The following is a 12931-nucleotide window of genomic DNA, read 5'->3' as shown; positions in this document are numbered from 1 at the left end:
AAGGGCGCCCTGAACGGGGCGCCCTTTTTCATGTCCGTCATCCTGTTCGCCGGCGTGTTTCCCGCCGGAATTCGGTCACCCCGCCTTGACGGCATTGATGCCCGTGGCCTGCGCCAGTTGATCGGCGACCCAGGCTGCGACGCTCTTGCCTTCGCGTTCCGCACAGGTGGCGATGGCGCGGTGGAGCATCGGATTGACGCGGATGGCGAGCTTGCCCGAATAGGGCTGCTCGGTGTTGCCCGCCATGTCGCAAGCCATCGCCAGATAATCGTCCACAGCCTCGCGGAAGGCCCTGCGCAGCTCATCGACCGAGCGGCCGGTGAAGGTGATGCCGTCGCGCGTGTTGATGACGGCGCCGACGAAGATGCCGGCATCGTCGTCGAAATCGATCTGGGCCTTGTAGCCCTTATAGTCCATCATCGGCGGCGACCCCAGGGATGCGTGGGGTGGAAGGATAGCCTCGCCTCCGCCCCGGCGGTTTGACCTGCCTCAATTCCCGGCATAGGGATGGGGAAATGCCCACTCGGATTTTCCCGTCATGACCGCCATGCCCGCGCATAACCGCCCCATCCGCATCCACGGCCTGAACGACGCCGACGCCGCCTGCGCCGTTGCGACGGACCTCGGCGTTCCCCTTCTGCTGGTCAGCGCACCCGGTGCGGCGGCCTCCGCCGGGGCCGGCTGGTTTCGCGAGGTTGTCGCCCGCGCCACTGCCCGGCATCCATCGGTTGTGATGACCGCGGTGCTTGACTGCGCCGACCGGCCCGGCGATGCCCTGGGCGCGTTGTCCGCCGGGATCGGTGCGATCCTGTTCACCGGGCGGGTGGACGTCGCGGAGCGGCTGGGCGACATCGCCGCGCAGCGCGGCGCCCGCCTGCTGACGGCGCTTCCCATCGCCCTCGACCTACGCGGTGCCCGCGATCCCTGGCGCGCCTGCCGGAACTGGCTAAGCGGGCAAGACAATGGCCATGTCACGGAATAGTCTCAAGGCGATACCGCTTTTTCCCCAAATCCGCACGATCAAAAGTGGTGTATGGTGATTTCATCATCACGATGCGGTACCACCCCCATGACCACGACCACGCCTTTGCGGCCCCAGGCGGACGCCACACCGCTGAAGGGCGAGGACTCCGCCCCGCTCCATCCGGAGAGGCCGGACGGGCTTCCGCGCGGCGCGCGCTTTCCCGCGCCTCAGGTGGAGAAGATCCGCGGCGCCCGGCTCCTCGTCGTCTGGGCCGGCCTGGCCGCCGGGGCGTGGGCCGTGGCGGTGGGGGCGGGCTACGGCCTCTACATCATCGTCCAATTCGTGCTGTGACAACAAAAGGCTGTTGCGCGACGTTCGCCTCGCCTTTGGGAGAATTCCGGATCCGACCTCTCGGATAGGCCCTTTTGGCGCCGCGGGAGGCCGCGTTACACCCCTGCCGACGTTGCAAAGAGTCCCGCGCTGGGCTATGAGGGCCGCATTTCCGACAGAAACCCCAAGGGGAAGAGCCAGATGAAGCTCACTCGTCGTGTTAAGGAAATTCTTGCGAACTACGAAAGCGACACCCCGGGCGTCAAGGCCAACCTTGCGCGCATTCTTATGGAAGGCAAGTTGGGCGGCACCGGCAAGCTGGTGATCCTCCCCGTCGACCAGGGCTTCGAGCACGGCCCGGCGCGCAGCTTCGCGCCGAACGAGCCGGGCTACGACCCGCACTACCATTACCAGCTCGCCATCGACGCCGGCTGCAACGCCTATGCCGCGCCGCTGGGCTCGCTGGAGGCCGGCGCCTCGACCTTCGCCGGCTCGATCCCGCTGATCCTCAAGATGAACAGCGCCAACAGCCTGTCGCGCCAGAAGGAGGACGCCGATCAGGCGGTGACCGCCTCGGTGCAGGACGCGCTGCGCCTCGGCTGCTCGGCCATCGGCTTCACGATCTACCCCGGCTCGGACGCCATGTACGACCAGTACGAGGAGATCCGCGAGCTGTCGAAGGAGGCCAAGTCGGTCGGCCTGCCCACCGTCCTGTGGTCCTACCCGCGCGGCGGCACGATCTCCAAGGAGGGCGAGCTGGCCATCGACGTGATCGGCTACGCCGCCCACATGGCCGCGCTGCTCGGCGCCCACATCATCAAGGTGAAGCTGCCGTCGGCCCATCTGGAGCAGGCGGAGGCCAAGAAGGTCTACGAGTCCAAGAACATCCCGATCGCCACCCAGGCCGACCGCGTCCGCCACATCATGCAGTGCGCCTTCAACGGCCGCCGCATCGTGGTCTTCTCGGGCGGCGCCACCAAGGGCGAGGACGCGGTGTTCGAGGACGCCCGCGCGATCCGCGACGGCGGCGGCAACGGCTCGATCATCGGCCGCAACGCCTTCCAGCGCCCGCGCGAGGATGCTTTGAAGCTGCTCGACCGGATCATGAAGATCTACCAGGGCAAAGAGTAAGGATCGCCTCGGGTGACCGAAACCGCCTGCCGGCTCTACCTCGTGACGCCGCCGGCCGTGGAGCCGGCGGCGTTCGCGCCGAAACTGACCGAAGCGCTGGACGCGGGCGACGTCGCCTGCGTCCAGTTGCGTTTGAAGGATTGCTCCGATGACGCCGTGCGCCGGGCCTGCGACGCCCTGCGCCCGATCGCCCAGGACCGCGGGGTGGCCTTCATCCTGAACGACCACCCCGAACTGGCCCGCGAGACCGGCTGCGACGGCGTGCATGTCGGGCAGAAGGACACGCCCTACGCCCAGGCGCGGCGGATCGTCGGCAACGACGCCATCGTCGGGGTGACCTGCCACGACAGCCGCCATCTCGCCATGGAAGCGGGCGAGGCCGGGGCCGATTACGTCGCCTTCGGCGCCTTCTTCCCCACCACCACCAAGGACGCCGAATTCAAGGCGGAGCCGGAGCTGCTCCGGTGGTGGTCGGAGCTGATGGAGGTCCCCTGCGTCGCCATCGGCGGCATCACCCAGGAGAATTGCGGGCCGCTGGTGACCGCCGGGGCCGATTTCCTGGCCGTGGTCGGCGCCGTGTGGAACCATCCCGATGGGCCGGGCGCCGCCGTGAAGGCGTTCAACGCCGCCATCGCCGCGGCCGAAGGGTAACGAAGGCCGCCGCCGGATCATGGACCTTCTTTCCATCGAGACGCTGTCCGCGCTGTTCGCGGTCGGCCTTGTCGCGGGCTTCGTCGACGCCATCGCCGGGGGCGGCGGGCTTCTGACCCTCCCCGCCCTGCTCTGGGCCGGCCTGTCGCCCGCGCAGGCGCTGGCGACGAACAAGCTGCAATCCAGCTTCGGCTCGCTCTCCGCCGCGGTGAAGTTCACCTGCGGTGGCGAGGTCAAGCCGCGCGACATGGCGGTGATGATCGCCTGCACCTTCGCCGGCTCCGCGGCGGGCGCCATCATTGTCCAGATGATCGATCCGGGATTCCTGCGCAACGTCATCCCGGTGCTGCTGATCGGCATCGCCATCTGGCTGCTCGTCTCCCCGAAAGCCGGAGAGATCGACGCGCAGCAGCGCATCGGAGAGCGCGGCTTCGCCCTGCTCGCCGGGACGGGGATCGGCTTCTACGACGGCTTCTTCGGGCCGGGCACCGGTACCTTCTTCGCGATCGCCTTCGTCTCGCTGCTCGGCTTCAACCTGCGCAAGGCGACCGCCCATACGAAGGTGCTGAACTTCACCAGCAACATCGCCGCGTTGCTGTTCTTCCTGGCCGGCGGGCAGATCGCCTGGCTGGCCGGGCTGCTGATGGGGGTGGGCCAGATGATCGGCGCGCAGATCGGCGCGCACATGGTCATCCGCAACGGCGCGGCCATCGTGCGGCCCATGCTGGTCGTCGCCTCCATCGCCATCACGGCGAAGCTGATCTGGACGGACGCCCAGAGCGTGATCGGCGCGGGCATGGCCATGGTCGCCGGCTGGCTGGGCTGAGCACCTTCTGATTCCCACATTTCCAGCCCGCGGCGAATCGACCGTGGCGGGCATTTCCCTGTCCAAAGCGTATCTTCGGACGCATGGTTTGTTGGTCCAACATTTTTTCAGCAGGTCCACTTTACGTTAACGTCAATGTGTGTATCATTGCGTCAAATAACGAAATTGGGGAGAAACGCATGTCCAATTGGTCACTGAAGGGGAACCTGCTCGTCGCCGCCGCGGCCGTCGCCATTGCGGCCCCGCTGCCGGCCGGCGCAGCCGGTTATCTGCTGAAGGAACAGAGCGCCTCCGGTCAGGGCACCTCCTTCGCAGGCGCCACCGCCAACGGCATGGGCGACGCCACCGCGCTGTTCTTCAACCCGGCAGCGCTGGGCAGCATCGAGGGGAATCAGGCGGTCGGCGTGCTGAGCGGCGTGTTCCCGACCTCGAAGACCAGCAACGCCCGCGGCACCCGCGCCACGCGGCTGGGCGGCAGCACCATCCTGGGCACCTCCGACCCCGGCGACATCGGCATGGACGCGGTGATTCCGTCGGGCTATCTGGCCTACACGGTGTCGCCGGACGTGAAGCTGGGCCTCGCCATCACCGCGCCCTGGGGCCTGTCCACCGACTATCCGGAAAGCTGGACCGGCCGTTACCACGGCATCCATTCCAGCCTGCTGACGATCAACATCTCCCCGACCGTGTCCTACCGGCTGATGCCGGACCTGACCATCGCTGGCGGCCTGCAGCTCCAATACGCCAAGGCCCGGCTGAGCCAGGCGGTGGATTTCGGCTCCATCCTGGCGGCCACCGGCGTCCCCATCGCGCCCGGCTCGCGCGATGGCGTGGGCGAGGTCAAGGGCGACAGTTGGGGCTTCGGATTCACCGCCGGCATGCTGTACGAGCCGGTCAAGGGCACCCGCTTCGGCGTCTCCTACCGTTCCTCCGTCTTCCACGAACTGGACGGCGATTCGAAGTTCGAAGGCGTTCCCGCCGTCCCGGCGCTGCGCGCCAGCTTCGCCAATTCGCCGGTGCGGGCCAAGGTCGCCACGCCGGACATCATCTCCTTCGGCGCCTATCACGAGCTGACCAGTTCCTTCGCCGTGATGGCCGACGCGCAGTGGACCAACTGGTCGCGCTTCAAGGAGCTGCGCATCCGCTACCGCAACCCGCTGCGCACCGACACGGTGACCGACGAGAACTGGGACGACTCCTGGTTCTTCGCGCTGGGCGCCGCCTACAAGTGGAACGAAAAGCTGACCCTGCGCTTCGGCGTGGCCTATGACCAGACCCCGGTCACCGACCAGTACCGCACGCCGCGCATTCCGGACGAGGACCGTTACTGGGTGTCGATCGGCGCCGGCTACCAAGTCACCGACAACATCCGGACCGACATCGGCTACAGCCACATCTTCGCCAACAAGGCCAAGATCGACCTGCGCGACAACCTGACGGGCAGCGACGCCTTCCGCGGCAACCTGTCCGCCGACTACAAGGCCCATGTGGACGTGATCGCGCTCCAGACCAAGATCACCTTCTGATCCGCACCCCGGTGGAGCGCGCGGGCGCCGCCCGTTCGCTCCACCGTCCCCGCCTCTTGTCCATCGCGGCGTCCGTGCTAGGCTTTTCCCCAATCAAGAACCCGTCCCGGGAGAGGAATCCGCATGGCCGACACCTTCACCGCCTTCGTCATCGAGGACGCCGACGGCAAGCCCAAAGGGGGCTTCAAGCCGCTGAGCCTGACCGACCTGCCCGACCATGACGTGCTGGTCGAGGTCGCCTTCTCCACCCTGAACTACAAGGACGGCCTCGCCGTGTCCGGCAAAGGCCGGATCGCCCGCAAGCTGCCGATGGTCGCCGGCATCGACCTTGCCGGCACGGTCGTGGAATCGCGCTCCGCCGACTGGAAGGCCGGCGACAAGGTGATCGTCAACGGCTGGGGCCTGTCGGAAACCCAGTGGGGCGGCTACAGCCGGTTCCAGCGCGTGAAGCCGGAATGGCTGACCCGCCTGCCCGACGTCTTCTCGCCGGAAGAGGCGATGGGCATCGGCACCGCCGGCTACACCGCGGCGCTCTGCGTCGACGCGCTGGAGGATTGGGGCACGATCCAGCCCGGCGGCAAGGAGGTTCTGGTCACCGGAGCGGCCGGCGGCGTCGGTTCCGTCGCGGTCGCCCTGCTCGCCAAGGCCGGCTATCCGGTCACCGCTTCCACCGGACGGCCCGAAACCCACGAATATCTGTCCGGCCTGGGCGCCACCGGCTTCATCGACCGCGCCGCCCTTCAGGAGAAAGGTCCGCCGCTCCAGAAGGAACGCTGGGCCGGCGGCGTCGATTCGGTGGGCGGCATCACGCTGGTCAACGCCCTGTCGCAGACCGTCTGGGGCGGCGCCATCGCCGCCTGCGGGCTGGCGGGCAGCGCCGACCTGCCCGGAACGGTCCTGCCGCACATCCTGCGCAGCGTCACGCTGATCGGCGTCGATTCGGTCGCCGCCCCGGCGGCGCGGCGCGAACGCGCCTGGGCGCGGCTGGCCCGCGACCTCGACAAGGACCACCTGAAGGCGATGTACACGGTGGAGCCGATGTCGAAGCTGCCGGAACTGGCCGGCCGGATCCTCGCCGGTCAGGTGCGCGGCCGCGTGGTGATCGACGTCACCGCCTGATGACACCGGCGCCGGTGGCGGACGGGGTCAGCCCCCCGCCACCGGCAGCCACAGCACCTCGTCGATGCGCTCCGCCCCGCTGCACAGCATGACCAGCCGGTCGAAGCCCAGCGCGATGCCGCTGCACTCCGGCATGCCGTGCTCCAGCGCGGCGAGGAAATCCTCGTCCACCGGAAAGCGGTCGCCGTAAATCCGCTCCTTCAGGTCCATATCCGCCTCGAAGCGGGCGCGCTGGGCGCGGGCGTCGGTCAGTTCGCCGAAGGCGTTGGCGAGTTCCAGGCCGCAGGCGTACAGCTCGAACCGCTCGGCCAGCCGCGGGTCCTCCGGCTTGGGGCGCGACAGGGCGGCCATGCAGACGGGGTAATCGATCAGCACGCAGGGTACGCCCGCGCCGAGATGCGGCTCGATCCGGTCGAACATGATGCGGAAGACGATGTCCTCCCAGCGGTCGCCGTCGTGCGGATTGATGCCGATGCGCCGCGCCAGGGCGGCCAGCGGGGCCGGGTCGGGGTCGTGGCTGCCGTCGAAGGTCTCCAGCAGGTCGATCCCGGCATACTCCCGGAAGGCGTCCTGCACGGTCAGCACCCGCCACTCCTTGAAGGGATCGCAGGTCATGCCGCGGAAGTCGAATCGCGTCCGCCCGGCGGCGACGGCGGCCTCGCGCACCAGATCCTCGCAGTCGCGGATCAACGTCCGGTAGCCCTCCCCCGCCCGGTACCATTCGAGCATGGAGAATTCCGGCGCGTGGGTGGCTGACCGCTCGCCGTTCCGGAAGACGTGGGCGATCTGGTAGATGCGCGGCAGCCCGGCCACCAGCAGCTTCTTCATGGCGAATTCGGGGCTGGTGTGCAGGTGCAGCCGCAGCCGGTCGTCGGGGTGCGGCCCCACCAGTTCCGTCGCGAAGGCCTGGAGATGCGGCTCCATCCCTGGCGAAACCTGGAGCGCCGGGGTGTCCACCTCCAGGAAGGCGTTCTCCTCGAAGAAGCGGCGGACGGCGCCCAGCACGCGGCCGCGCACGGCCAGATGGGGGCGGCGGCGGGCGAAGCTCTCGGGGGCCCAGGACGGCGTGACGGGGGACATGATGGCCTTCACTGACGGGGTAATGGTGCTGCTTAGCAGAGTGGCAACGGCGGCGAAAACGGACAAAGAAGGCACGGAACGCCGATTGAGCCCCGCCCGGCGTTGCCACCGGCCCGGCAAGCTGCTAGGTTCCGCGCCGCCTGTCTCCTGGAAATCACGAGTATGTCATGAAGGTCAACGCCAACACGATGCGTCCCGGCCATGTGCTGGAGCATAACGGGAAGCTCTGGGTCATCACGAAGACCGCCATCGTCCAGCCCGGCAAGGGCGGCGCCTTCATCCAGCTTGAAATGAAGGATGTGCGCACCGGCAACAAGTCGATCGAGCGCTTCCGCACCCAGGAGACGGTCGAGCGCGCCCGCCTGGACGAGCACGAGATGACCTTCCTGTTCGCCGAAGGCGACAGCTACACCTTCATGGACAAGGAAAGCTACGAGCAGACCGCCATCCCCGGCGAGATCATCGGCGACCAGAAGGTGTTCCTGCAGGACGGCATGGAAGTCACCGTGCAGTCCTTCGAAGGCGCGCCGCTCGGCGTCGAGATCCCCGGCAAGGTCACCCTGCAGATCACCGAGGCCGACCCGGTGGTGAAGGGCCAGACGGCCTCCTCCTCCTACAAGCCGGCGAAGCTGGAGAACGGCGTGTCGATCCTGGTGCCGCCGCACATCGAGTCGGGCACCCGCGTCGTCGTCGACACCCAGACCGGCGAGTATGTCGAGCGCGCCAAGGACTGACCGTCCTGGCTGAATTTTCTGCGCACCGGCTCTCGCTTAAGGCGGGGGCCGGTGTATTCTTTTTCCGGTTCCGCACGAGATAAAGCACGCCCATGGCCACCCGCTCCGCCCTTATCAACGTGATGGTCCGCGCCGCCGAAAAGGCGGCCCGCGGCCTTGTCCGCGACTTCGGCGAGGTCGAGCACCTCCAGGTGTCGCGCAAGGGCCCGGCGGACTTCGTGTCCGCCGCCGACATGAAGGCGGAAAAGCTGCTGCGCGAAGAGCTGCAGAAGGCCCGCCCGGATTTCGGCTTCCTCATGGAGGAGACGGGCGCCAGCAAGGGCAGCGACCCGACCGCCCGCTGGATCGTCGATCCGCTGGACGGCACCACCAACTTCCTGCACGGCATCCCGCACTGGGCGATCTCCATCGCCGCGGAAAAGAACGGCGAGATCGTCGCCGGCGTCGTCTACGAGCCGGTGCACGACCAGATGTTCTGGGCCGAGAAGGGTCAGGGCGCCTTCCTGAACCACCAGCGCCTGCGCGTGTCGGAGCGCCGCAACCTCGCCGACGCGGTGATCGCCACCGGCATCCCCTTCAAGGGCCGCGGCGACCATGCCGGCTTCCTGGTGGAGGCCGAGGCCCTGATGAAGGAAGTGGCGGGTATCCGCCGCTTCGGCGCCGCCTCGCTCGACCTCGCCTACGTCGCGGCGGGCCGCTACGACGGCTACTGGGAGCGCGGTCTCGCCCCCTGGGACGCCGCGGCCGGCCAGCTTCTGGTGACCGAGGCCGGCGGCTTCGTCGGTGAGATCGGCGGCGGGCGCAACCCGGTGTTCGGCGGCACGATCCTGGCGGCCAACGCCCACTTCCACCTGCCGATCGCCAAGATCCTGCGCGGTGCGACGGAACGCAAGGTGCGCTCCGCTCCCGCCGGGGCGGCGGACGCCGGGCAGGGCTGACCTCCGGCCGAGCCATAAGCCCTTCATGACGTTGGGGTAGCAGGGGCCGCGCTTTGGTGGGGAAACACGCCGCGCGGCCCAAAGGGCGTTGTCCCTACGCCGATCGAAGGGCTATGGTACCAACGCTTTTCCGTGTCACTGGGAACAACGCGCTGGTCACCATGAGGATTGTCGGACGCATGAGCCGTTCTCCAAACGCCCCCGTCGGGCAGCGGGCTCCCTTGCGCGTCCTCTCCGCCGCCACGGCCGTGGCTCTGTCCCTGACCGTGACCGCCTGCTCCTCGCCGGGCACCGCGCCGCCCCCAACCAGCGCCGCCGCCCCAGCCCCGGCCAACGCCGCCAATGCAGGTGGCCTGACGCTGGAGAACGCGCAGCCGCTGCCGATCCCGCCGCGGCCCGATATCTTCCCGCCGCCGGCCCCGCCGGCCCCGCCGGTCTTCCGGGCTCCGACCCTGATGACGGCGCCGGATCTGCCGCAGATGTCGGTCGGCCCGACCCCGCCGCCGCCGGCCCTGCCGGAAGGCGCGCCGCCGGTCCCGGCCTCCAACCGGCCGGCGGCACCTCCGCCGCCCGACCGGACGCAGACCGCCGCCCTGCCGCCGCCGACTCCGAAAGCGCCCGCGGCGCCGGCCCTGCCCCGGATGGAGCCGTTGACGGTGCTGTTCGACGGCACCGCCACCGCTTTGCCCGAACCGGCCCAGACGCGTCTGGACACCATTGCGGAGCGCCTGAACGCCAATCCGCAGCTTCGCCTGCAAATCCGCTCCTACGCCAGCGGCACGCCGGAGACGGCGCGCGAGGCGCGGCAGCTGTCGCTGGCCCGCGCGCTGGCCGTGCGCGAACGGCTGGGGACCGCCGGCATCGCCAGCACGCGCGTGGACATCCGCGCGATGGGCATGGAGGCGGCCGGCGGCGCGCCGGACCGGCTGGACGTGGAGTTCCTGAACCAGTGAGCTGCTCTCTGTAACCCGTACAGCCTGCCCCTTCCCCTGGACGAGAGTGCCCATGGCCGCCATCGCCCCGTCGTCCCAGCCTCTTGAGGAGCCTTCCCCGATGACGCGCCCGGAGCGCTTCCTGACACGGATGATCCTCTTCCTGGTGGTCGTGGGAAGCGTGACGGCCTTGCTGTTCCCGGCCCTGCGCGCCGCCTTCATGAACAACCCGGCGCTGAACGGGCTGATCCTCGGCACGCTGCTCGCCGGTATCCTGTTCATCTTCCGCCAGGTGCTGATGCTGCGCCCCGAGGTGGCGTGGCTGGAGCATTTCCAGTCCGGAAACCCGGCCGTCGCCGCGCCGGAACCGGTGCTGCTCGCCCCGATGGCGCGCATGCTGCGGGAACGGCGCGGGCGGCTGACCCTGTCGGCGCTGTCGATGCGCTCGCTGCTCGACGGCATCGCCTCGCGGCTGGACGAGTCGCGGGAGCTGTCGCGCTACCTGATCGGTCTGCTGATCTTCCTCGGCCTGCTCGGCACCTTCTGGGGCCTGCTGCACACCGTGCAGTCGGTCGGCTCGGTCATCGGCGGCCTGTCGGTGCAGGGCGGCGATGTTGGGGCGATGTTCAGCAACCTCCAGCACGGGCTCGAAGCGCCGCTGACCGGCATGGGCACGGCCTTCAGCTCCTCGCTGTTCGGTCTGGCGGGGTCGCTGGTGCTGGGCTTCCTGGAGCTTCAGGCCAGCCAGGCGCACAACCGCTTCTTCCAGGACGTCGAGGACTGGCTTTCCGGCGCCACCCGCCTCTCCAGCGGGGCGGGCGGCAGCCTGGAGACCGGCGACCAGTCGATGCCGGCCTATCTGACGGCGCTTCTGGAGCAGACGGCGGAGAACCTCGATTCGCTCCAGCGCACCGTCGCCACCGCCGAGGAAGGCCGCCGCTCGGCCAACGCCAATCTGATGGCGCTGACCGAACGGCTGAGCACGCTGACCGACCAGATGCGCGCCGAACAGCAGCTTCTCCTGCGGCTGGGCGAGAGCCAGCTGGAGATGAAGGGACTGCTCGACCGGCTGTCCGACGCGGCCATCGGCGGCTTCGACGACGCCTCGCGCCAGCATCTGCGCAACATGGACATCTACCTCGCCCGCATGGTCGAGGAGTCGTCCACCGGCCGGGTCCAGGCGGTGCAGGAGATCCGCAGCGAGATCAAGCTGTTGGCCCGCACCATCGCCGCCCTGGCCGAAGAATCGGAACAGCGCTGATCGGAACAGCGCTGACGCCTACCCCCTGTCCGTCCGGAGGGACACCCCGCCATGCCCAGCATCAGCCGCCGCAACGGCCACCGCGAGGCCAGCGCATGGCCCGGATGGGTGGACGCGCTGTCGTCCCTCGTCATGGTGGTCATCTTCCTGCTGATGATCTTCGTCGTCGCCCAGTTCTACATGGCGACCGCCCTGACCGGGCGTGACGAGCAGCTCGGCAGCCTGAACCGCAAGGTGGCGGAGCTGAACGACCTGCTGGCTCTGGAGCGGGACGCCAACGCCGACCTCCGCATCAACGTCGCCCAGCTCTCGGCGGAGCTTCAAGGCTCCGTGGTGGCGAGGGACACCATGACCGGCCGCATCGCCATGCTCCAGGGCGACCTCGACCACGCCACCCGCGCGGCGGAGGAGTTGCAGCGCACGATCCGCGCCGACAAGGAAACCATCGAGCTGAAGCTGGCCGAAGCCGCCAGCCTCCAGGCCGATCTGAAGGCATTGCGCGAAGCCCGGACCAAGCTGGAGGGCGAGCTGGCCGCCGCCGCCGCGCAGCAACGCCTGTCCGAGGAGCAGCGCCTAGCCCTGCTGGCCGAGCTGGGCGGGGAGCGCGACCGTTCCAAGGCGCTGGAAACACGGCTCGCCAGCGCCGACGAGAAGACGATGCTCGCGCAGAAGGACATCGAGAAGCGCGATATCCGAATCACTGAGTTGATGGCTTCCCTGTCCGCCGAGCAGGGCGCGACTGGCAAGGCGAACGAGCAGGTCGACCTGCTGAACCGGCAGATGGCCGCCTTGCGCGAGCAACTCGCCCGCATCGGCGCCGTTCTGGAAATCTCGGAGAAGAAGGCGGAGGAGCAGCAGGTCCAGATCGCCGAACTCGGCTCGCGGCTGAACCAGGCGCTGGCCGCCAAGGTACAGGACCTCGCCCGCTACCGCTCCGAGTTCTTCGGGCGGGTGCGCGAGGCTCTGGGCAACCGGCAGGACGTTCGCATCGTCGGCGACCGCTTCGTCTTCCAGTCGGAGCTGCTGTTCCCCTCCGGCTCCGCGACTCTGGAGGAAGCCGGCAAGCAGCGGCTGGCGGAACTGGCGCGCACGCTGATCGAGATCGGCCGGACCATCCCACCGGACATCAACTGGGTGCTGCGCGTGGACGGCCACACCGACGCGCGCCCGGTGCGCATCCAGTTCGCCTCGAACTGGGAGCTGTCGGCGGCGCGCGCGATCTCGGTGGTGAAGTATCTGATCGACCAGGGAATTCCGGCGGACCGTCTGGCCGCCGCCGGCTTCGGCGAGTATCAGCCGCTCGACCCCGGCACCAGCGACGAGGCGCTGGCGCGGAATCGGCGGATCGAGGTGAAGCTGGACCAGCGGTGAGGGTCGCGTTGCCCCCACCCTAACCCTCCCCCGCTGCGCAGGGGAGGGAACTCCGCCGCCTCCGCAAT

Annotated in this window: 14 protein-coding genes; 12 read left to right on the top strand and 2 right to left on the bottom strand. The window is 68.7% G+C overall.

Going from position 1 to position 12931, the window contains the following annotated elements; all coding sequences use genetic code 11:
* Positions 1 to 75: 75 nt before the first annotated feature.
* Positions 76 to 420: a type II toxin-antitoxin system HicB family antitoxin gene (locus H1Q64_RS09635; protein ID WP_149163355.1), complete on the bottom strand. Its 345-nt coding sequence runs from the start codon at positions 418 to 420 to the stop codon at positions 76 to 78.
* A 118-nt stretch (positions 421 to 538) separates the two neighbouring features.
* On the opposite strand from H1Q64_RS09635, the gene H1Q64_RS09630 reads away from it, so the two are divergent.
* From H1Q64_RS09630 to H1Q64_RS09600, 7 genes are all read left to right on the top strand, one after another.
* Positions 539 to 982, top strand: a complete 444-nt coding sequence (locus H1Q64_RS09630; RefSeq protein WP_237903313.1) for a hypothetical protein — start codon at positions 539 to 541, stop codon at positions 980 to 982.
* Positions 983 to 1069: 87 nt separating this feature from the next.
* Positions 1070 to 1315: a hypothetical protein gene (locus H1Q64_RS09625; protein ID WP_237903312.1), complete on the top strand. Its 246-nt coding sequence runs from the start codon at positions 1070 to 1072 to the stop codon at positions 1313 to 1315.
* A gap of 180 nt (positions 1316 to 1495) precedes the next feature.
* Positions 1496 to 2425: a class I fructose-bisphosphate aldolase gene (locus H1Q64_RS09620; protein WP_014240815.1), complete on the top strand. Its 930-nt coding sequence runs from the start codon at positions 1496 to 1498 to the stop codon at positions 2423 to 2425.
* 12 nt (positions 2426 to 2437) lie between these two features.
* A complete protein-coding gene (gene thiE / locus H1Q64_RS09615) occupies positions 2438 to 3076 on the top strand; it encodes a thiamine phosphate synthase (protein ID WP_237903311.1) in 639 nt (212 codons plus the stop codon).
* Positions 3077 to 3095: 19 nt separating this feature from the next.
* On the top strand, positions 3096 to 3902 hold the full coding sequence (locus H1Q64_RS09610; protein WP_237903310.1) for a TSUP family transporter: 807 nt from the start codon (positions 3096 to 3098) through the stop codon (positions 3900 to 3902).
* Between the two features lie 179 nt (positions 3903 to 4081).
* Entirely contained in the window at positions 4082 to 5428 is a 1347-nt protein-coding gene (locus tag H1Q64_RS09605) for an OmpP1/FadL family transporter (RefSeq protein WP_237903309.1), read from the top strand.
* Between the two features lie 123 nt (positions 5429 to 5551).
* Positions 5552 to 6547: an MDR family oxidoreductase gene (locus H1Q64_RS09600; RefSeq protein WP_237903308.1), complete on the top strand. Its 996-nt coding sequence runs from the start codon at positions 5552 to 5554 to the stop codon at positions 6545 to 6547.
* A gap of 27 nt (positions 6548 to 6574) precedes the next feature.
* Here H1Q64_RS09600 and epmA read toward each other — a convergent pair whose 3' ends face one another.
* Positions 6575 to 7627 (bottom strand): EF-P lysine aminoacylase EpmA, encoded by a 1053-nt coding sequence (epmA, locus tag H1Q64_RS09595; RefSeq protein ID WP_237903307.1) that lies wholly within the window; start codon positions 7625 to 7627, stop codon positions 6575 to 6577.
* A 167-nt stretch (positions 7628 to 7794) separates the two neighbouring features.
* On the opposite strand from epmA, the gene efp reads away from it, so the two are divergent.
* The 5 genes from efp to H1Q64_RS09570 all read left to right on the top strand — a co-directional run bounded on the left by efp (position 7795) and on the right by H1Q64_RS09570 (position 12863).
* Positions 7795 to 8361 carry an elongation factor P gene (efp, locus tag H1Q64_RS09590; protein WP_014240821.1) on the top strand — a complete coding sequence of 189 codons (567 nt, stop codon included), beginning with the start codon at positions 7795 to 7797 and terminating at the stop codon, positions 8359 to 8361.
* A gap of 92 nt (positions 8362 to 8453) precedes the next feature.
* Positions 8454 to 9299, top strand: coding sequence for an inositol monophosphatase family protein (locus tag H1Q64_RS09585; protein WP_109071271.1), 846 nt, complete (start codon positions 8454 to 8456; stop codon positions 9297 to 9299).
* 179 nt (positions 9300 to 9478) lie between these two features.
* On the top strand, positions 9479 to 10252 hold the full coding sequence (locus tag H1Q64_RS09580; protein ID WP_237903306.1) for an OmpA family protein: 774 nt from the start codon (positions 9479 to 9481) through the stop codon (positions 10250 to 10252).
* Between the two features lie 52 nt (positions 10253 to 10304).
* The gene (locus H1Q64_RS09575; RefSeq protein ID WP_119510309.1) at positions 10305 to 11492 is read left to right on the top strand and encodes a flagellar motor protein MotA; all 1188 of its coding nucleotides are present in this window, start codon (positions 10305 to 10307) and stop codon (positions 11490 to 11492) included.
* A gap of 51 nt (positions 11493 to 11543) precedes the next feature.
* Positions 11544 to 12863, top strand: a complete 1320-nt coding sequence (locus H1Q64_RS09570; RefSeq protein WP_237903305.1) for a peptidoglycan -binding protein — start codon at positions 11544 to 11546, stop codon at positions 12861 to 12863.
* Positions 12864 to 12931: the final 68 nt, after the last annotated feature.

This window comes from Azospirillum brasilense, assembly GCF_022023855.1.
In the GTDB taxonomy this organism is placed as follows: domain Bacteria; phylum Pseudomonadota; class Alphaproteobacteria; order Azospirillales; family Azospirillaceae; genus Azospirillum; species Azospirillum brasilense_F.
This window is presented reverse-complemented; position numbering and strand designations above follow the sequence as displayed.